Below are 20,123 nucleotides of genomic sequence, written 5' to 3'. Positions count from 1 at the left end.
GCCACCTCGTTTGAATGTCTGGAATGTGCGGTTCGCGACGTACTGCACCTGCAAAGGACCGAAGCCTTGTCGATGGCAACTCAGGGCTCAAACTCCCAATTGGGCTGATAATAAAGAACGGCTGCAGTGAGCCCATGACCCCCGGATTCTGCGCGATACACAAACAAGGGCAAAGCGCTGAAAGCCGAAATCCAATGCAGCTCTTAGCTGGCTTGCGGTATTCGGTCTATACTCTGCATTCGTAGCCTGCATAGCGGTCATTCGCGGAGACAGCAGAAGAAAGGGTTGCTACGTTGGGGTTCGGTAGGTTGAGTGCGAAAGCCCTGGCTTCAGAAGTGGCCACGTCGGGCGGTATTGAGTTTGCGAACATGAATCCCGAAGGTCAACTCACGCGCAGAGTCCGTCGGTTTCGCCAGTATACCCCAATTTTGTAATCGGAACCTGAGACAGTCTTAGGTTTACAGGATCAACCCGATGCTTAGCGACGGAACCGTATCAGGAAAGTGTCTGTGTTTTAACTACCGTTGATTGCTTGCGACTTCACCTCTCAAATGATTTCTTCTGAAAAAACCGATGCAAGACTAAGTCGGTAAGATTACGCCAACTGCTTTAACCGGGGCATCAAATCCAAAAGTTCCCTTGTGTACGGATGCTCTGGAGTTGCGAACAACGAGGCCGTTTCCTGCACCTCAACCAGCTTTCCCTGGCGCATCACGCCGACCCGGTCACACATCTGACGTACGACCGGAAGATCGTGACTGATGAAGAGCATTGTCAAGCCGAGGTGATCCTGCAGATCTTTGAGGATGTTCAGGATTTGCGCCTGAATCGAGACGTCCAGCGCACTTGTTGGTTCGTCGCAGATCAAAAACCGCGGCTGCGTTGCAAGTGCGCGGGCGATGCATATACGTTGGCGCTGCCCCCCAGAGAACTCATGGGGGTATTTGCGCCACGCGTCCTTTGCCAAACCAACCCAGTCCAATAACTCGCGTACGCGCGGGCCGATTTGGGCCTTTGGAAGAATTTGGTGGTGATGGATCGGCTCGGCTACAAGATCCCCGACCCTCATACGGGGATTGAGGCTTGAAAACGGATCCTGAAAGATCATTTGAATCTGCCGGCGATAGGCTTGCAGAGCATCCGTGCCCATCGCCGTAACGTCCTCGCCATCAAAGATCACGCGACCACTATCCAACGGGTAGAGCGTGCCGATCATCCGCGCGACAGTGGATTTCCCGGACCCGCTTTCGCCGACTAGGCCAAAAACCTCGCCGTCGCGAATATCGAAACTCACCTGATCGACGGCTGTGAAATACTGACGTTGCGACGGCAGCAGCCCGCCTTTCTGCAAGAAGGTCTTGGTGATGTTCTCGACTTCCAGCAGCTTGCCAGTTTTGGACAAATCGGTCTTGTCCCAATGCGCCGCTAGATCGTCGATCTTGAAGGTTCTTTCACGTTCACCATAGCTGACCATTGGGAAGCGTTCGACCTTGGTATGCGGGCGCGGCACGGCGGCGATCAGGGATTTGGTATAGTCATGCGTGGGCGCACCGAGGATTTGATCGGTGGTTCCGCTTTCGACGACGTGGCCGGAATACATCACGGTGACCGTATCAGTGGTGTCGGCAATTACGCCCATGTCATGCGTCACAAGGATGACGCCGACCTGGCGCTCTTTGGCAAGCTCTTTGATCAGATCCAGCACCTGCGCCTGAACGGATACGTCCAGCGCCGTGGTGGGCTCATCTGCAATCAGCACACTGGGTTCGGTACACAGGGCCAACGCGATCACGACCCTTTGGCGCATCCCGCCGGAAAACTGGTGGGGGTACTGATTGAACCGATCTGCCGGGTCCGGAATCGATACCCGGTCCAACAGCGCAATGGCGCGTTTCTTCGCCTCTGACGCAGCCAGGCCAAGGTGCAACTGGATCGTCTCGACCAACTGCTCACCGACAGTAAACAGCGGGTTCAGTGAGGTCAGCGGGTCCTGAAAGATCATCCCGATCTCTTTGCCACGAATCCTGCGCTTGTCCTCGGCGTCCAGTTCGTCGATGCGGCGGCCGTTCAGCCAAACCTCCCCCTCGGACACATGGGCCGGGGGGTCCAGCAGGCCGATCACGGCATTGCCGGTCATAGACTTACCCGCGCCGCTTTCCCCAACAACCCCCCGGATTTCACCGGGGTGCAGGTCATAGGTCACATGTTCCACTGGCTTGAAGATGCCGTGGCGGGTGGGGATTTCTACCGTCAGATTGCGGATCGACAAAACGGGATCGGTCATTTCAGCCTCGGGTTCAGAACATCGCGCAGCCAGTCGCCCAGCAGGTTCACACTCAGCGCCAGCGCCAGCAGGGTGCAGGCTGGGAAGAACAGAATCCACCATTCGCCCGAGAACAGGAAGCCCTGACCGATGCGGATGAGTGTCCCCAGCGAGGGCTGTGTCGGCGGCGCGCCAACACCCAGAAAGCTAAGCGTCGCCTCAGCAATGATCGCTAGCGCCAGCGAGATGGTGGCAATCACCAGCACCGGCGACAGCACATTGGGCAGGATGTGGCGCAGCATGATGGTCAGCGGGCTTTGCCCGATAATGCGCGCGGCGGCGACGTAATCCTTGTTCTTCTCGACCAGCGTTGCACCCCGGACAACCCGGGCGAACTGCACCCAGTCAGACAGACCGATGGCAAGGATCAGCACCCAGATCGCCATCTGGTCACGGTACTCAATGGGCGTGATACCCTTGGCAATGCCAAAGATCAGCATCGCCAGAAGGATCGACGGGAAGGTCAGCTGTATATCCGCCGTGCGCATGATGATGGTTTCGGTCCAGCCGCCAAAATAGCCAGACAGAAGGCCCAGAATGATTCCTAGAACCATGGCAAACAGAACGGCTGCCACGCCTACAAACAGCGAAATCCGCATCCCGTAGAGGATCGTGGAAAACACGTCTCGCCCCTGATCGTCAGTGCCCATCAGGAAGCTTTCTCCGGTAAAGGCATTGGGCTCCATCGGTGGGGTGAAGCCGTTCATCAGATCGAGGCTGGAGGGATCAAAAGGGTTCGTCGGCGCAATCAGCGGTGCCAGGATGGTGGCGAGAATCAAAACCAACGCTACCGTGGCCGAGACCATAGCCACTGGCGACCGGCGAAAGGCGTAGAACTGGTCGCTGTCCAGAATGCGTCTTACACGGTTCATGCGCTGACCCTCAGGCGCGGGTCGATAAAGGCATAGAGGATGTCGACCGCAAGGTTGATGGTGACGAAGATGACCGAAATCATCATCAGGTAAGCTGCCATAACAGGAATATCCACGAACTGGATTGCGTTGATGAACAGAAGGCCAAGGCCCGGCCACTGGAACACCGTCTCGGTGATGATGGCGAAGGCGATGATAGCCCCCAGTTGCAGACCGATAATGGTGATGACGGGGACCATGGTGTTTTTCAGCGCATGGCGGAAGTTGATGGTTCGGTCACTTAGACCGCGGGCGCGGGCAAAGCGGATATAGTCTTGCCGCAGTACCTCCAGCATCTCAGAACGCACCAGCCGCATGATCAGGGTCATTTGGTACAGCCCCAGCGTGATCGAGGGTAGGATCAAGGCTTTAAGCCCGCTGGCCGTCAGGAAACCGGTGTTCCACCAACCCAGATCCACGACCTCACCCCGCCCGAAACTGGGCAGCCATCCCAGTTCGACCGAGAAGATGTAGATCAACAGAATGCCGATCAGGAACGTCGGCAGGGACACCCCGATCAGCGAGGCCGACATGATGAAGTTCGCCGCGAACCCGCCCCTTCGGATGGCTGTGAAAACGCCCAGAGCGATGCCCAGCACAATGGCGAACACAGCCGACACCATCGCCAATTCCAGCGTGGCGGGGGCACGTTCGGCCAGAATCTCGGCCACCGGACGTCCCTGACGGAAGCTGACACCGAAATTGCCCTGCACTGCCTCTTGCAGGAATTTCACATATTGTACCGGGAACGGTTGATCGAGGCCCAGCTGGCCGCGCAGACGTTCCACGTCTTCCATGGTCCGTTCCTGCCCCAACATGTTGTCGATCGGGTCACCGACAAAGCGGAACATGGAAAAGGCGACAAGGCCAACGACGAACAGAACCAGCGCCGATTGGGCCACGCGCCTGATGATGTATGACAGCATTTAGTTGACCGACACCCAGCGCAGAAGGAAGAAATTGTCGGGCCGTTGTGTCAACTCGATATTGCTGCGTGCACCCCAGACCAGCGGCTGAACGTAAAGGGGCACATAAGCCACCTCGTCTTGCAGGATACCTGCGACCTCATCCAGCATCGCCTGACGTTTGGCCTCATCAATCTCGGACTGGATCATCGGCAACAATTCATCCACGCGCGCGTTGGAATATCCGCCGAAATTCCACGAGCCCAGCTTCTTTTCCTCATTGGGGGTCGAAGCGAGAAAGCGCACGGGATGTTCAGCGTCAAACGTTCCGGGCGACCAACCCAGCAGATACATATCGAAGTTATCGGCCCGCAGTTCCGGCCAGTAGTTCTGTACCGGCATTGCATCCAGTGTCACGTTCAATCCGGCCTGCGTCAGCATGGCGGTGATCGCCTGGCAGACGGCTTCGTCGTTCAGATAGCGATTGTTCGAACACTTGAAGCTGACCTCTGCCCCTTCCGCCCCGGCCTCGGCCAGCAGCGCCTTGGCCCCGTCGGGGTCGTAGGCGTAAGGGTCTGCACTGGCTGCCGAATAGCCGCGCATCGCTGGGCTGACCAACTGGCTGGCCACTTCGGCATTGCCGCGCATGATGGTTTGCAGGATGGCCGGAACGTTGACTGCCTTGGCCACCGCCTTGCGGGTTCGCGGATCACGGAACACGTCGGAACCACCCTGACCGGCCTCGCTTGCGCCTTCTTTCAGGTCAAAGCCCAGCATGATGACACGCGCTTCAATCCCCTGAATGACTTTTACATCTGAATTGCCTTGCAGCCGGGCCACGTCCTGGATGGGGACCGGGTTGATGAAATCCACATCACCGGACAACAACGCCGCCAGCGCGGTTGCCGGGTTTTGAATCGGAACCAGTTCGGCACGGGTCAGGTTGTGCTCTGCCTCATCCCACCAGCTGTCGAAAGGCTCTAACACTGTGCGCAAACCCGGCTCGCGCGCGGTGACGCGGAACGCTCCGGTACCATTTGCATTAAGGGTGGCGTAGTTTCCCGCCTCTTTGTCAGGAAGCGCGGCCTCATTTGCCTCGGCCCAGCCGCTGTCCATGATCATCCAGTTGGCAATGCTGTCCGGGAAGATCGGATTCGGCGCGGTGGTCATCACATCGACGGTATAGTCGTCAACCTTCACCACCTCGCTGACCGGAGCAAACCAGCTGCGCGTGTCAGAGCTTTCGTCCGAGGCCCGCTGATACGAAAAGATCACGTCATCAGCATTGAATTCGGCCCCGTCGTGAAACGTCACACCTTCGCGCAGTTTGAATCGCCAGCCTGCACCGCCATCAATGGTCTCCCAACTGGTGGCCAGTGCCGGTTCGATGGTCATATCCTTGCCCCGACGGACAAGCCCTTCGTAGATGTTGTTCAGAAACCCCAGAACAGGGGCAGAATTGACCGCATGCGGGTCCATCGTTTGCGGGTCAGTTGTGACGGCAAATGTGAACTCTTCTGCTGCGACGGGTAGGGCAAGCGCGCTCAACAACGCGGCAGTGGTCAGACGTTTCATGATAGCTCCCACTTTTTGGTGCCAGGCCCCGCAGGCCAGGGCCTGGCGACTCGGGTTAGTTCAGACCGAAATGCTTGACCATTGGCTGATCCTCGGGATCAACATTGATGTCCAGATTTTCGGCCATGCCCCAGTTCAGCACCTGATGGTGGATCGGGATGTACAGCTGTTCGTCCTGTACCACACGCCAGATCTCGGCGATGGCTTGATCGCGGGCAATCAGGTCTGTGTTCGAGGCCAGCGATTTGATCTTGGCATCCAGGTCATCATTGTCGAAGCCGGTGCCGTTCCAAGTGCCGATATCGCTTTCGCGGCCATGAACCAGGAAGTTGAAGATGTATTCCGAATCATAGGTCGGAACACCCCAGCCCAGCATGTAGAAATCGGTCTTGCCATCTGTGATCAGCGGGAAATGCTGCGCCTTGGGCTTGGCATCCAGGTTCACCGTAATACCGATCTGACCCAGCATCCCGACCGCGGCCTGACAGATGCCTTCGTCGTTGATGTAGCGGTCATTGGGGCAATCCAGCCGGATCGAGAAACCGTCAGGATAGCCCGCCTCGGCCAACAAAGCTTTCGCGCCTTCAACATCCGTGCTGCTTTCACCGTCCATCTCGACCGTCCAGCCGTTGACGAAGGGTGGTGCGATCATCCCGGCAGGTTGCGACTGCCCGCGCATGACCACCTGTTTGATGGCATCCCGGTTGATCGCCTGCGACATCGCCTGACGCACGCGCACATCGGCAAGCGGGTTCTTGCCATCGACGTTATCGGCTTCGATATCGTCCCCACCCTGGTTCATGCCAAAAAAGATTACCCGGTTCTGCGGCGCTTGTTTGACGACCAGCCCATCCACGGCATTCACCCGGTCCAGATCCTGCACCGGCATATCCTGAAGGAAATTCACCTCACCCGACAGCATCGCAGCAACGCGGGTGGCATCGTTCTGGATCGGTGTATAGATGATTTCGCTGATCGCCATCGGGAACTGATCACGACCCCAATAATCCTCGTTCCGCTCCATCACAGTTTTCACGTCGGGCTCACGGCTAACCAGTTTGTAGGGGCCGGTGCCGTTCACATTAGTCGTCGCAAAGGTGATCTCGCCACCCTCAAAATCCTGAACGTCAACTGCGTTGTTCACCTCGGTCCAGACTTTGTCCATGATGAACAGATCCGTCAGGTTCGCCGGCAGGATCGGGTTCGGACCATCGGTTACGATCTCGACCGTATGGTCATCGACCGCGCGCACCTCGACGATCGAATTGATCAGCTCTTTCATGTCCGAGTTCGGCTGTTTAGCGCGATTGATGCTGAAAACCACGTCTTCCGCAGTGAAATCGGCGCCGTCATGGAACTTCACACCTTGACGCAGATTGAACACCCAGACATTCGGATCACTCTCGTTGGGAGCCCAATCCGTGGCCAGTGCGGGTTCGAAGGCGCCGGACGTATCGCGGATAATCAGAGGTTCATACATCTGGTGGCGCACGGTATGCGTGGGCCCTTCGTTTTGCGAATGCGGGTCAAGCGTCAAAGCATCCCCCGAGCGCGCCCAACGCAAGGTTTCTGCATTGGCCAACGACGTCGTAGTCATCAACAGCGCAAGCGCGAGCATTTGTTTTTTCATTATTTTCTCCCATATTGCAGTCGTTTAGCTGCATTGAATTCACGATACTTTGCCGCAAAATTCTGTGAACGGTATGGTTGTTGATAGCATACCAACTGTGAATGCATGTCAATCATTCAACGGGTTGCCTAGTTGTCAAACGCAAGCGACCCGGGACTTTTAGAGAACAGCAACTCTCCCCAAAAACAGCGCTTCAAGAACCTATTACTCTAGCGAACCCAAAACAAACCACAAAAATCATGCTTCCCGTACCGACAAGTAGATCCGGGTAGCTTCGAGGAGAACCGCGATTCTCAGAATCTAGATAAGTGTCCGCACTATAAGCGATTACCACACTGCCTTATACTCGCTGCGAGATTCTGCGATCCTCCCAAGGCGTTTTAGTCTTGCAAAGCTCACAAAGCGGTTGTTCGAGCAGAACACACCAACGGCAGATTGGTCCGCTCATCTGCCTTAGGTCGCTGGTACTACTAATGTCCGGCTTGCGCCGGGTTCACGACGTGCTCACGAGCGAAGCCTCAAAGTGCAATGAAGGTATGGTAAGGGCTTTTACTTCCAGTGGAGGCAAGTCGCGGAGAACGGTGGTAGTGAGCCCAAACTGGACACAGTTTGCGGCGCAGCTGATGTCAGCTTAGCCGATTGCCTTGCAAAATCACCGCATCAAAATCGCGAAGACTTCTTGAGCCAGCGGTGTACCTATGAGTTCTTCTCGGCCCATCGCTGATCCAACTTGGATACTGCTCGATATCGAACAAAGTGTACGAAGCACGTGCGTGGCATATTGTTACGTGCTCTGTGTGGCCACCTAGGCAATCTTTGGCGTTGCTCGTGAAGGCTTCGCGCAAGAGATGGCGACATCGGCCATAGTTATTGGCTATGACCCCATAGCGTATCAGTATTGGCTTTCGATCCCAATATGGCCGAAATTTATGGAAGCTCCCTCGAGCACAGCGTGGCGCGGTGTTGATGGGGAATTTGCTTTTGCCGCGTCACGCAACGCCGTAGTTTCCAAACCCGGATCCGCGCGTAAATTTTTTTGGATGGCCGGATTACGACATGTTGAGAGTATTGGACAGGGGATACGTGTTCTACAAAAAGAAATTTTGGAAACAAGAATAGAGCGGCAACAAGCGCTCGCAAATCACCACGAATTCCAAAAAACGAATCTAAGTCAAATAGATAAATGTGCACGACTATTGCAATAGGGAGGCAGCTACGGTGTCGACGGCGAAGAATCTCGGCTATACGATCCGCAAGGGAAAAGGTTTGTTACAGGCCGAACTGGCTGGCATATCCATGCCTACGATGAACTTTATCGAAAACGGTAAAACCAGTCCAAAACTGGAAACATTGGAAGCTATTGCAGAGGCTCATGGCACCAGCGTGCCACATCTGATGGTTTTCAGCTCGACACAACTGTTCCGCATAAGCAGGATTTAAAGGTTAGAGTAGCTCGAAATGTGCGGGACAGGCGCGAATACCTCGGTCTATCGCGGCGCGAGATAGACGAGCGGGCAGGTTTTGTACAGCAGTACATTACGAAGGTTGAAGGCGGAACTCGGCTGTTACTTTTGAAAAACCTCATCCGGATGTCATATGCACTCGAAACTCACCCGACCTGGCTTATCTCAGATGGGTTTGATGTTACTTTTTCGGTGCCAGATGAGATACCCGGAAACCACTGAAGTTATGAAGATATTCGAAGCACGAAGAGTACACAGAAAACTGTCTATATTTAAGATTGGAACTGCGACCGGCCATGGTCCTGCGATCTGGTATAATATGCTGCGATCCGGAAACATGACGATTGTGGTGTTTTTGAAGATATGCCGCGCGCTATCTTTAGATCCGGAAGATTTGATTGATGCTCGATCTTCAGAACAGGATGAAATCCTGGCTAAAAAGTTCTTCCCGAAAGCCACGCATTAAACATAGATTTTTCCTATCTAAAAATAGAAATCTAGTATTTTCCCTGCGCAGCACCCTGCCGCTAATCTCTTATTGTTGATAACTTTGAGTGACGCACCTTCAGGTTATCTAAAGAGCTTATCCTGGGAGTGTCAGTCGGTGAATGCGTGCTTGGTTTCTACTCTTTTATCTCCGGAACAAGAGCATGAGATAAGTACGGCTAAAACCCGATTTGCGCGGCGAAGTGATTTATTAAAATGGCTGATTTACGGAAAATGAGTCAATATTTAAGATATATTAGATTCTCGCGCTGATGTTTAAGCGACTCCGGTTCATTCCCCTAACTCTGCCCCTGGCGCTTGGTGCAAGTCAGGCTTTATCTGCCCCGCTGATTCAATGTCCGGACTGGCGGCAGTATGTCGTCGAGAAGCCGGGAGCGATGCTGCGGTCTTCTCCGCCAAAGCAATCGTTTGAGGTTGCTGTTGCCAACGGCAAAGCAGTCCAGGCGAAGGCAAAGCCCCTCAAGAGCCCCGCTCAAAACAAACGCACCGAGCCATTCCCTCTGCCGAAAGGCTTTTGGAGCAAGGTAAAACCAGACGCCAAACCTGCGACTGTCGGTAAGACCCCTCCGCCGGGCGCCCCGGACACCATCTCTTCGCAGTGTCGCTATGTTGTCGTGAAAGGCGACACACTTAGCAGGATTGCGGCCAAAAAACTCGGGGCCGTAAGGCGCTGGAAAGAAATCGCGCAGGCAAACGGGTTGTCGGGCTCATCCCCTTTGCTCCCGGGACAAGTCCTCCAATTGCCATGTGCGACCGGTGGGAAGGGGTCAGTTCCGATTTCGCCCCTTCCCGCTCCACTTCCCGTGTGGACGGCACGTCCCGGCGAATATGTCAGTGACGTGGTCGAACGCTGGGGCAAGACGGCCGGGTACAAGGTGACACAAGACGGGGTGGATGAGTGGCAGGTGATCGTTCCGATTGTCTTTCAGGGCAGTTTCAAGGATGCGCTGAAGGAACTCATCCGGGGCTTTGAAAGTAGCGGCCGTCCTTTGCCAATCAGCATTTACGCCAACAAGGTCGTCAGGATCGGGAGGCCCATTTGATGCGCACGTTTCCAACACTCATTGCGCTGTTCCTGACCATCGGCCTTTCTACAGGCTGTGATGCCATCCGGGATGCGGATGGGCTGTCCAGTAGCACCATCAAGCGCACGGCAGATGAACGGGCGCGGCTGAGGGCCGCTCAGCGTGGTCAATTGCACGAAGTTAACCGGCCATTCTACGGAGAAGTGGTCCAGGTAGAACGCGGCTCGCAGAGTGGCAAGCCACTGCCAAAGAACCTTGAAGGCGCACGCAGCATCAAGATTACAACGGGCGGGTCCCCGGCGGACATCAAGACGCTGGCCAACCGGATTTCGCAGCAGGCGAATATGCCCGTGAACATCCGAACCGTTTACACCAGGCCGGATGGTGAGCCCATCAAGATCCCGATCGGCACGACCATGCGGGTGGATCATGAGGGGGCGCTGTCCAAGCTGCTCGACCAGATCGGTGCGCGGATGGATATTGCGTGGTCCTATGACGGCAAGGCTATCACCTTCGATCGGATGATCACAAAGCGCTACAAGCTGTCTCTGCCGACGGGAACGTCAGTCCTGACCAGCAATGTTGGCGGAGTGATAGGCAGTGGCGGAGCAGAGGGCAATCGCAGCGTCACCTTTAGTCGAGGCATTGAGGAACACGATGCCTGGGCGGACCTGAAAGAGCAGTTGACTGCCGTGACACCGCCACCGGCCCAGGTCACTTATGGGGAAACGATGGGTCGGGTATCAGTATTTGGACCACCTTCGGTGCAGGCGCGGGCGGCACAGGTGATCACGGATTTCCAGGAGGTGTATTCGACCCGGATCGGTATCGAGATCGCAGTGTATTTCATTGATACCAGCAAGAGCGATACATTCGCAGTTGGTCTTGAAGGCTCTGGCACGCACGGCGCAATTGCCGGGGCGATTGGTGCGATCACCGGCAATGGTATTGCCACGATCAAAAACGACTTTGGATCCATCAACTTCCAGTCGCTTGCAGAAAACAGTTCCGTAGTCGATTACCGCCTGGCTTCCACCATCGCCCAGTCCGGCACCATAGCACCGATCGCCCTGCCCAGGTCGCAAAACTATGTGAGCAAAACGACATCAACGCCCGATTCAAACGGGAATGTCTCTACCAGCGTTGAAACAGCGACGATCGATACAGGGATCTCGATCCATGCGTTGCCGAGGTTGGTTCAGAGCAACCGTATTCATCTGTCCCTGACGCTGATCCAGAACGACCTGACAGAGTTGGAGAGTTTTGAGTCCGGTGGCAGCACGGTGCAATTGCCGAAGGTGGATCAGCGGATGATCCTCAACGACAACGTACTGGCGCCAGGCGAGACATTGGTGTTTTCCGGCTACGAACAGGACAAGGCCACCCGCTCCAACACTGGTGTGGGCAGGGCGCGGTTCCTCGGGCTGGGTGGACGGACCAGGGGCGGGGTCGACAAGATCCGCATGGTTGTGTTGGTCCGCCCAGCGATTATTCCGGTGGCTGGCTGATGGTCCGGGTGGTGACATATCACGGTCAGGAGGCCATCGCCGGGCTGCGCTGGGAACGGAAGGGAAACCGCCCGTTATGGAAACCCGCTCCGATTGCCGCAACCTGGGCTGATCGGACGGCGCACCTGCCGGACGGAGAGGATCTGATCGGGACGGTCAGCCTGCTGTCCCTGCTGGCGGACAGTTTGCCGGACACCGCAGTGGACGACACAGTGTTGTTGATCTTCGCGGATGCTTCGCAGGATTTGCATTTCGCGGCCGTGATTGTCCGGGGCAAGCCCAAGCTGGCGGAAGAAATGCTGTTCGAGGACCGCGAAAGCTTTCTCGATTACGTGACCCGGGAATGTGACAGCGGTCGGATCAATCGGTTGGCCACAACTCAGGATCTCGTCGATGTGTTGGACACCGATCTCAAGGTTACTCTGTTCGAAGCCCCGACAAACTCCATGGACCCGGTTCGCATCGAAGGAAATCCACGAAAGGAACCGTCGCATCGTCTGTTAATCGCAGGCATTGCCGGTACTGGCGTCGCAGCTGCTGCGGTTTTTGGGAGTATGCTGTGGTTGAGTTCTTCGGAAGCAAATCAGGACGCGGTCCCGAAAGTTGCGGTCATTCTTGACCGAGCTGCCTTCGAACACGGCTGTCTCGAGGCGTTTGCCGAAGGCTGGCCGCGCGCGCCGGGCTGGGACATCGTGCGGGAAGGCTGTGCCACCCCTGAGATGAACGATCCGGCATTGTCCAGAAGTTCAACCGTGGGCGCTGTGGCCTATCGGGAATACAAGTTGCGGGACGGCTATAACGGCGAGATTGCCCGCCGCGCGGCCGAAGCGGTGCATGAGGGCACGGTCGTCGAGTTGCATGTGGGGGACAATCGGCTCTTTGCAACCAAGGTAATCGAAGCCCCACTAATGGAAATGGAGTTGGGCGGTGAGGCGCTTTCGCCTGCGGAGCTGCGAGATGCGGCGGCCGAGGTGTTTTTGGGCAGCGCCCGTCTCAGGGTGACGCTGCCGGGTGGCGCAGAGACTCGCGTCCGTATCGAGATGCAGGGCAGTCTTGAAGACGCGCTGTCCACAGCCCACCGCCTGCCGATGACCGGGATCAACCGGCTTTCCCGCACGGGTGAAATCATCACCCTGGACCTGTCCCCTCTGACCCCGCGCTACATGCCGCGCTCATCCTTCGAGAAGGACCCGACCTGATGCGACACCTGTTTATTGCATCCGCACTATGCACGAGCCTGTGCCTCTGCCCGATGGCTGCAGCTGCGCAAAGCTGGGACCGTACACGGCTCAACGACGAGGTTCTGAACTCGGCGGCCAACTATACCAACGTGCTGCGTACATCCCATGCCGAGGTCCGCAGGTATATCAACTGGAGAGGCTGGCGACCCGGAATGAACGCCGAGCAGCAGGAAGCGCGCACCTCATCGATCCTGACCTCTATCGATGCCAGCGAAACAATCAACGCAACACTTGTTCCAACGCTGACGCCAGCCACCCTCGAAAGCTACGGTGTGCGGTTCCGGTATTGTGATGGCAAACTGCTGAGCTATTTCGGAACGCCCGATTTCAAGCACAACCTGACAGGCGCGCAGATTGCAGAAGCGCCGGTGCTGCAGGCCGAACGGCGGGGCAAACGCTATGCCGGACGCCCTGTCGGCGTTGTGGAGGCGGGGTCGGATGGCATGGTCCTGGCCTTTTCGAACGGACGGCAGATGCGTATCCCCGACTGCCTGATCAAAGGCGCTTATCCGACCAGCCTGGCCACTGGTACCGTGGCCTATCTCAGTTCGGCCCTGCAGAAGTACGGGGTGGCCCGGACAAGGCGCACACGGGAAAAGCAGAAGGTTGCCTGTCCGGTGGGAGAGGTTGGGCTTGGTCAGACCGAGCGCCGCTATCTGAGAACGGATTACAGTGCACAAGGGAACCAGATCGGCACTCCGTACTACGACACGTCGGAAGGTGGTGATGGCAACTGGACGGTGACTGCGGACTTCTGCCGTGAACCGGGGACGGTTCGAAAGCGGGATGTACAACCCTGTGATGCGGTGATCAGGGGACCGAACCGGACCATGACGGTACCGGGCAAGGGCAGGGCGGTTTATGACTATTATGTCACCGAAGCGCAGGATCCGACCGATTTCACGAAGGTGGTCTGGCTGCCCTCCGATGCGGAAGGAAACTACACCACAAACGTGACGGGCGCGCTGTCGCAGCTGTCAAACTGCGACAATCTCGCGCCCACGGCCACGGTCACACCTGTGGTCAGCACAGCAAAGGAAACCCAAACGCTCGGCTGTGCTGAACCCTGGACGCATGGTGGCCGGGATTACGTGCGCAAAGTGACCACTACGACCTACACCTATTCCGGTATGAAACCCGATTGGGAAAGTGGTCTCTCAGCCACCGATGTGGATGTGGTGCGCTATGGCAGCTGGACCCTGGCGAATAACAGCTGCCGCAGGTGGGTCTTTTCATCCGCAATGCAGCAAAAGAGCACGGATTGCAGTTGCCGCGGAAAGGTGACGCACCAGCGAGCGGTGACCACCAAGGGGTGGGACTGGCAGACCCGTGCCGACACGATCACTACCACCCATGGGGACTGGAACCGGGTGTCCGGCTCCTGCGAGCCGGCTTGGAGGGTCGAGCGTCAAGGCGGCAGCTGCAACAACAGCAACTCACCCAACAGCGGCAATGATGGCGGACCCGAAGGTCGCGAGGACAATGATGGGGACGGCGTCAATGACGCTCAGGACTCAGATGATAACGATCCCGGCGTGGGTTGATTGCGCATAACAACTTTCTGTTCGCCCAACTCAACCGCAACCACCCACGTCACAAAGGAGGACACAATGACGATTTCCAAATGCGCACTCACGGCCGTTTTGGCGATGACACTTACATCCGGTGCGGCCTTTGCAGAGAAGCGCAAGTACTACAAGCGCGGCAAAATTTTTCAGAACGTGGCAGCGGAGCATGTCCAGCCGCTGCTCGCGAACACAGCCTGGGTGTTGACCTGGTGGACCGGGAAGAACAAGAAGCGCGGTGGTTATCTCAGCGTTGTCTGGTACGACGCGAACGGAGTTGAGCATGGTTGTTCTAGCAGCGGCAACTCTACACCCACATGGTCTGCCACGTATACTGGCCGCATCGTTGATCACCAGCGCCGTAACGTGCGTTACCCGCTTTTGATGCGGGTACGTGACGGTGAGCGTTTCTATAAGCTTCTGCGCTACAATGGTTCGACGGGTGAGATGGCTACTTATTTGATGGAGCGCCCCCGCTGGGCGGAGGCTCATTACGGCCACCTACAGGCGCGCATCCCGGCGGTGACCTGGGAGATCTGCCCGGACTTTCCTTCCGCCGAGAGTCTTGGTGCTGAGGTGAACGCCAGGCAGACTTCGCGTTACTACAATGAACTGCTGAAACAGGACCCCGGCGCACGCATTCTGCGACCCCACTACGTCAATGAATGCGCGCACGAGTGGTACGGCAAAAAGACAGACAAAAACTGTCAATTTGTGAGTCGAAACTGATGCGATCGGCCCGTCTGCAATGTTCCGTAATAACCGCTGCGCTGATCGGAGTTTGCCTAAGCCCGGGGCTGCGCGCCGAACAGGCAGGGCAGGGGGACGCCCTTTCCCGGCTAGTGGCACATTTCGGAAAGGTGGTGATTTTGCCGTCGACGCAGCGAGTGGTGTTTTATGTGCCTCAGAATGAGGTTTGGGGCCTGTCCAAAGACAACCGGATTGTCGAGCGTGGCGATGTCCACGCGCAGCCGGGCCCTGACTGGCGGCTGGAGCTGTATTGGCGCAACGGTGTGCTGGATGTTCTCGACCCCTCAAACGCAAATGATCTTGAGTTCGTCGATGAGACCCCGCCAATCGTCAGGCAGCTGGAACAGATCACCGGCAAGCGTCTCGCACGGGCCGTCGGGTCCCTGCAGGCAGGGACGCAATTGCTTGAAGGCGGAGTTGTTCTGAACAGTTCGGGCGAAATCATCGGCGAATGGGAAGTCCGCACAACCGGTGTCGGGTTCTACCCGCCGGACGGGCTTCGCCGCGATCTTGATCCCGCCGAGATCATCGCGGCGCTATCCGACGCTCAGCCGGAGGTCAACTAATGCGAAATAGTCGTCTCAATGGCAGAATGCCGGTTTTATCCCTTGTTATGAGCTTTCTGGCCGCCGGCGCCATGGCGCAGACACTTGGTGATCTGCCTGGAGCAAGAGCAGTACCATCCAATCCCGGTGAGGCAGGGTCGAACGGGCAGGGTCAGGACATTCTGAGCTGCCCGTTCGATGAACTTCTGGCGGCGTATACATCATTCTACAGTGATGTTCAGCAGGTCACGGCCACGGCGCTCTACAATGAAGTGACGCGGATCTGCACCGAGCGGCAGGACCAGGTAAAGCGGATCCTGAGCAATGAGCGGGAACTGAGAACACTGCTGGAAGGTCTGATAGAACCGGTGGTCCGGGTCGGGTCGATCCAGGCCGCCGCGTGCCCGGAGCCTGAGCCCGTTTTGGAACCGGCACCTCCACCCGTTCCGGACCCGGTTGATCTGAAAGCGGCAAAGGCGGAGGAAATCGCCCGGGACGCGCTGTACTGTGCCGCCCCGTTCCAGGTGGCAGCCATTCTCGGTTCGCCAGTCATAGGCCCAGGTCTGAATGCCATTTTGCTGGACACAGATACGGGAGAAGAACTGACCGTGCGGGTGGGAGATGTATTGCCCGGCGGCGTGCGCATCGATGTCATCACCATGCAGGGTGTGACGGTTGAAGCAGGTGGTGAACGGGAGCAGCTGCCCAATCGCCCGTCCTCACCGGAGGTGCACGATGGCGGGGGTTTGATCGCAATCCCGGCAACGGTGCAGGAACTGTATGACCCGGAGATTTCCGCTACTCCGAACCCGTTGGAGGCAGGGTCAAACCAATGAATATTCTGAAGGATATTCTGGGCGCTCTCAAACCCTCCGCATTGGAATGGAAGGTATTGGCGAACGGCATTATCGACGTACCGGATGCTCGGTTCAAAGAAATTGCTGCCGTACATCAGGACGGGACCTGCTTTGTCGCGGAAGGGAGTTATGCGCACGATGACGTGTTCGTCGAAGGACTTCGGCGCTTGCATAAACAGGGGCATATCCCGCAAACGGGTGCCACTGAGCAGCGCAGTATGGCCGAGATTCGCGCGCTCTATCGTCCGGAGAGCACCGCCAGGCGAGCCGCACAGTCGGAAATGTCCAAGGGGCGACAACGTTTGCGCGCCCTGATCGAGGCCGCGGCGGAAGCGCGGGCCTCGGATTTCGAGATCATCGATCACGAGACGCATACCGATGCGCGGATCAAGATTGCAGGGCGTTGGTTCCAGCATGGCAAGCCGTGGACGTCGGAAGAGGGTCGGGGCGCGATCGCCTGCGCCTTTGATGCCCAGGATAAGGGGACGGGTGAATCCACCCTGACGGAGTACGGGTTCCAGGGGTTTTCGATCAACCCAAAGAATGATTTCCCGCTCCCGGCAGGCGTGGCGAAGCTGCGATGTTCGCGCGGGGCGCATGAAGGAGAAACGCGGCTTGCCTCTCACCTGGTGGGTCGGCTGTTTTACAATACGGGTGACGACACCAGCACGCTTGAGGATCTGGGCCTTGATTCAGAGGTGATGGGCAAGCTGGCAAAAGTGCGGACGGGTTTGCGGGGCGGGATCATCATTGGCGGTGAAACCGGTGACGGAAAAACAACCACCCTGATTAGGAACCTCGGGCAACTCTGTGACGAGCATGGCCACCTGAAAGTTGTGATGCTGGAAGACCCGGTTGAATACCGGCTCAAGCGTCCGAGCGTGGTCCAGATCCCACTGCAGTCTGCGGGCGACGAAGAAGAACGCACGCGCCAATACCGGGATGCGTTGCGTCATTTCGTGCGGAGTAACCCGGACGTGGGCGTGATTACGGAAATCCGGGATGGGGTTGGTGGCCGGGAAGCCTTGCAATTTATTCTGTCGGGGCACCAGCTTTATACAACACTGCACGTGGATTGCGCTCACCGGATTCTGTTCCGGTTGCCAACCATGGGTGTGCCGGCGGCAGAACTGGCTGAGCCCGGACTGATCCGGCTGCTGATCAAGCAGACATTGGTGCCGTTGCTCTGCGAGCACTGCAAGCGCCCGATGCGCGAGGTTTATCTGTCAGCGAAAGATCGGGCGATCGTTACCCCCCTGAAAGGTGACAAGGATGCGGTGTTCATGCGCAATCCGGCTGGCTGCGACGCCTGCCATCGGGATACGAGCGAGATCGGGCGTTTGGCCTGGTGGGGGTACCAGCGCGAGATCGCCGTTGGCGAAGTGATTGAACCGGATGTCGAGTATCTGCGATGCGTGCGGGTTCAGGATTCCATTGGAGCATTGAACCACTGGCTGAAGCCGCGCAGCGAAGGTGGCATGGGCGGCATCACGATTTCCCAGAAAATGACCGAGTTGGTTCTCGCAGGCCGTGTCGACCCGCGGGATGCGGTGCGCAAGCATGGCGACCTGTCAGAGCGTATGAGCGCGTTTCAGAAAGCGGAACTCAAATGGGGAGACGCCAAATGAGAGACAACCTGGTCCTGATCTGGCGGCGCGTGCATTTCCGTGCACGAACCCGGGCGCGGACCTGGCGCCTTGTGGCGGACCTGGTGGAAGCGGGCCTGTTGCTGTCGGACGCACTGAACACGGCGGCGACCGTCGCACGTGAACAGGGCAGGGGGGTCGTGGGCGACATTCTTCTCGATATCCGGGAAGGGGTTCGCGATGACGAGTTTGAGGACCGGATCAGCCGCTATGCACCGAGCGACGAGTTCTTGCAGTTCCAGAATATGGCCCGTGCCAGTGCGGAGGCGGTGTTTCGGGCGGCTATGCGACAGGCGGAGCTACAGGACAAGGTGCATCGGGCCTTCCGCTCGGCGCTGGCGCAGCCGCTACTCGGATTTGTCCTGCTCGGGGCTGTGATCTACATGCTCGGCGGGTCGTTCTTTCCGACGATGGAGCAGATTTCACCGATGTCGAGCTGGCCGTTGGAGGGACAGCTGATCGCGCAGTTCAGCATCTGGTTCAGCGCCAATATCTGGATCGTGCTGATTGTCCTCGGGATGATGATCTTCGGACTCCAGCTAACGATTGCCCGCTGGACACGCGCTCCGCGGCAGCTCTTCGATCGGTTGCCGCCCTTTTCGTTCTACAAGATGCGAACGGGTGTGAGCTTCTTACTCACGATTACCGAACTCGGCCGCATGGGCGTAACGCTCAATTCTGCCCTGCTGGACCAGATGGCGGCCAACGCATCGCCCTATCTCAGATCCCGCATTACGGCAATCGCCCGGGAAGTCCAGGACTACGGCTGGGAAGAGGCTCTGCAGGCCACGGGCCATGATTTTCCCGGCCGGGATCTCAATGCGGTTCTGGGCGTGCTGACCCAGCAGGACAACTGGGTCGAAAAGTTCTCCGGCTTTCTCGATCGCTGGCTCGAAGATTTCGACACAACGATCAAGGAACGCACAGCCATTCTGAACGTGCTGCTGATGGCGGTAATCGCCGCAGCGGTTGGCGGCGGGGCGCTCAGTTTCATGTCCATCATGCAAACCCTTTCGGTTCATTAGCAGGAAGAAAACAGCCATGCTTACACGGACTTTTTTGCGACCAACTCGCCCCGGGTTTCATTCCGGGACACAGGCAAGGGACACCACCCGTCCACAAGCTCAAGGCAACCGGCGCAGGATGCGCCATCCCCGCCGCAAGCGTCGGGGAAGCCTGATCGGGGGAATGCTCTACCTGCTAGTGATTACTGTCGTAATTATTGGTCTGTACGGACTGTACAACGGCATGATGAACATGCTCCGGTCCAACCAGCTGCAAAGCCAGTTGACGCGAGCGGTTGCCATTATCGAACGCTATCACAGCTATACCGGCATCTATGCGAATGAAAGCCTGCTTGGATTTCTCGATGGAGAGGGTTTTACCGACCAAGAATTTGCCGAGACAGCGGCGGGTGGTTTCAATTTCAGGTCGCCTTATGGCACCGACATCACCATCCAGGGCGACGAGCGGAATTTCATCGTAACGATCAATGACCTGCCCGATTCAGCCTGCAAGAAAGCAGCGCTGGCGTTTCAAAGTTCGGGGTCCGGGCTGGACGGCCTCGTCATCGAGAACACACCCGTTGTGCTGCCAATGACGGAAATCGCGGTCAACGGGGCCTGCAACAACGGCACTAACGATGTGGCGCTGACCTTCTGAGACCCAGCCC

General features: G+C 57.3%; 17 protein-coding genes and 1 pseudogene. 13 read left to right on the top strand and 5 right to left on the bottom strand.

Annotated features, from left to right (window positions below):
• Nucleotides 1–595: 595 nt before the first annotated feature.
• From Q1B13_RS18625 to Q1B13_RS18605, 5 genes are read right to left on the bottom strand one after another with little or no spacing between them, the layout of a single operon-like run.
• The gene (locus Q1B13_RS18625) at nucleotides 596–2,284 is read right to left on the bottom strand and encodes an ABC transporter ATP-binding protein (protein WP_299082891.1); all 1,689 of its coding nucleotides are present in this window, start codon (nucleotides 2,282–2,284) and stop codon (nucleotides 596–598) included.
• Nucleotides 2,281–3,195 carry an ABC transporter permease gene (locus Q1B13_RS18620; RefSeq protein ID WP_299082893.1) on the bottom strand — a complete coding sequence of 305 codons (915 nt, stop codon included), beginning with the start codon at nucleotides 3,193–3,195 and terminating at the stop codon, nucleotides 2,281–2,283. Before Q1B13_RS18620 ends, Q1B13_RS18625 begins: the two co-directional genes overlap by 4 nt.
• Nucleotides 3,192–4,160 (bottom strand): ABC transporter permease, encoded by a 969-nt coding sequence (locus Q1B13_RS18615; protein ID WP_299082895.1) that lies wholly within the window; start codon nucleotides 4,158–4,160, stop codon nucleotides 3,192–3,194. The genes Q1B13_RS18620 and Q1B13_RS18615 overlap by 4 nt, the downstream gene beginning before the upstream one ends.
• Nucleotides 4,161–5,714, bottom strand: a complete 1,554-nt coding sequence (locus Q1B13_RS18610; protein WP_299082897.1) for an ABC transporter substrate-binding protein — start codon at nucleotides 5,712–5,714, stop codon at nucleotides 4,161–4,163.
• Between the two features lie 55 nt (nucleotides 5,715–5,769).
• Nucleotides 5,770–7,344 carry an ABC transporter substrate-binding protein gene (locus Q1B13_RS18605; protein WP_299082899.1) on the bottom strand — a complete coding sequence of 525 codons (1,575 nt, stop codon included), beginning with the start codon at nucleotides 7,342–7,344 and terminating at the stop codon, nucleotides 5,770–5,772.
• 1,218 nt (nucleotides 7,345–8,562) lie between these two features.
• Between Q1B13_RS18605 and Q1B13_RS18600 the strand changes: the two genes are divergently transcribed.
• From Q1B13_RS18600 to Q1B13_RS18550, 13 genes and pseudogenes are all read left to right on the top strand, one after another.
• On the top strand, nucleotides 8,563–8,784 hold the full coding sequence (locus Q1B13_RS18600; RefSeq protein ID WP_299082901.1) for a helix-turn-helix transcriptional regulator: 222 nt from the start codon (nucleotides 8,563–8,565) through the stop codon (nucleotides 8,782–8,784).
• 20 nt (nucleotides 8,785–8,804) lie between these two features.
• A complete protein-coding gene (locus tag Q1B13_RS27030) occupies nucleotides 8,805–9,029 on the top strand; it encodes a helix-turn-helix transcriptional regulator (protein WP_366871113.1) in 225 nt (74 codons plus the stop codon).
• 536 nt (nucleotides 9,030–9,565) lie between these two features.
• Nucleotides 9,566–10,048 (top strand): annotated as a pseudogene (locus Q1B13_RS27025) (LysM peptidoglycan-binding domain-containing protein); the annotation flags it as partial.
• Nucleotides 10,049–10,117: 69 nt separating this feature from the next.
• A complete protein-coding gene (locus Q1B13_RS18595) occupies nucleotides 10,118–10,357 on the top strand; it encodes a TcpQ domain-containing protein (protein ID WP_299082903.1) in 240 nt (79 codons plus the stop codon).
• Complete coding sequence (locus Q1B13_RS18590) at nucleotides 10,357–11,847, top strand: secretion protein (RefSeq protein WP_299082904.1); 1,491 nt, start codon at nucleotides 10,357–10,359, stop codon at nucleotides 11,845–11,847. The genes Q1B13_RS18595 and Q1B13_RS18590 overlap by 1 nt, the downstream gene beginning before the upstream one ends.
• Nucleotides 11,847–13,046 carry a hypothetical protein gene (locus Q1B13_RS18585; RefSeq protein ID WP_299082906.1) on the top strand — a complete coding sequence of 400 codons (1,200 nt, stop codon included), beginning with the start codon at nucleotides 11,847–11,849 and terminating at the stop codon, nucleotides 13,044–13,046. Before Q1B13_RS18590 ends, Q1B13_RS18585 begins: the two co-directional genes overlap by 1 nt.
• Nucleotides 13,046–14,632: a hypothetical protein gene (locus tag Q1B13_RS18580; protein ID WP_299082907.1), complete on the top strand. Its 1,587-nt coding sequence runs from the start codon at nucleotides 13,046–13,048 to the stop codon at nucleotides 14,630–14,632. The genes Q1B13_RS18585 and Q1B13_RS18580 overlap by 1 nt, the downstream gene beginning before the upstream one ends.
• A gap of 66 nt (nucleotides 14,633–14,698) precedes the next feature.
• Nucleotides 14,699–15,382 (top strand): hypothetical protein, encoded by a 684-nt coding sequence (locus tag Q1B13_RS18575; RefSeq protein WP_299082909.1) that lies wholly within the window; start codon nucleotides 14,699–14,701, stop codon nucleotides 15,380–15,382.
• A complete protein-coding gene (locus tag Q1B13_RS18570; RefSeq protein ID WP_299082911.1) occupies nucleotides 15,382–15,969 on the top strand; it encodes a hypothetical protein in 588 nt (195 codons plus the stop codon). Before Q1B13_RS18575 ends, Q1B13_RS18570 begins: the two co-directional genes overlap by 1 nt.
• Nucleotides 15,969–16,784, top strand: a complete 816-nt coding sequence (locus Q1B13_RS18565) for a hypothetical protein (protein WP_299082913.1) — start codon at nucleotides 15,969–15,971, stop codon at nucleotides 16,782–16,784. Before Q1B13_RS18570 ends, Q1B13_RS18565 begins: the two co-directional genes overlap by 1 nt.
• On the top strand, nucleotides 16,781–18,433 hold the full coding sequence (locus Q1B13_RS18560; protein ID WP_299082915.1) for an ATPase, T2SS/T4P/T4SS family: 1,653 nt from the start codon (nucleotides 16,781–16,783) through the stop codon (nucleotides 18,431–18,433). The genes Q1B13_RS18565 and Q1B13_RS18560 overlap by 4 nt, the downstream gene beginning before the upstream one ends.
• On the top strand, nucleotides 18,430–19,476 hold the full coding sequence (locus Q1B13_RS18555) for a type II secretion system F family protein (RefSeq protein WP_299082916.1): 1,047 nt from the start codon (nucleotides 18,430–18,432) through the stop codon (nucleotides 19,474–19,476). Before Q1B13_RS18560 ends, Q1B13_RS18555 begins: the two co-directional genes overlap by 4 nt.
• Before the next feature lie 16 nt (nucleotides 19,477–19,492).
• The gene (locus Q1B13_RS18550) at nucleotides 19,493–20,113 is read left to right on the top strand and encodes a hypothetical protein (RefSeq protein ID WP_299082917.1); all 621 of its coding nucleotides are present in this window, start codon (nucleotides 19,493–19,495) and stop codon (nucleotides 20,111–20,113) included.
• The last annotated feature ends 10 nt before the right edge of the window (nucleotides 20,114–20,123 follow it).

Origin of the sequence: uncultured Ruegeria sp., from assembly GCF_947489545.1 — a bacterium.
In the GTDB taxonomy this organism is placed as follows: Bacteria; Pseudomonadota; Alphaproteobacteria; order Rhodobacterales; family Rhodobacteraceae; genus Ruegeria.
Note: the sequence above shows the minus strand (reverse complement) of the source record. Positions and strands in the feature narration are given on the sequence as shown.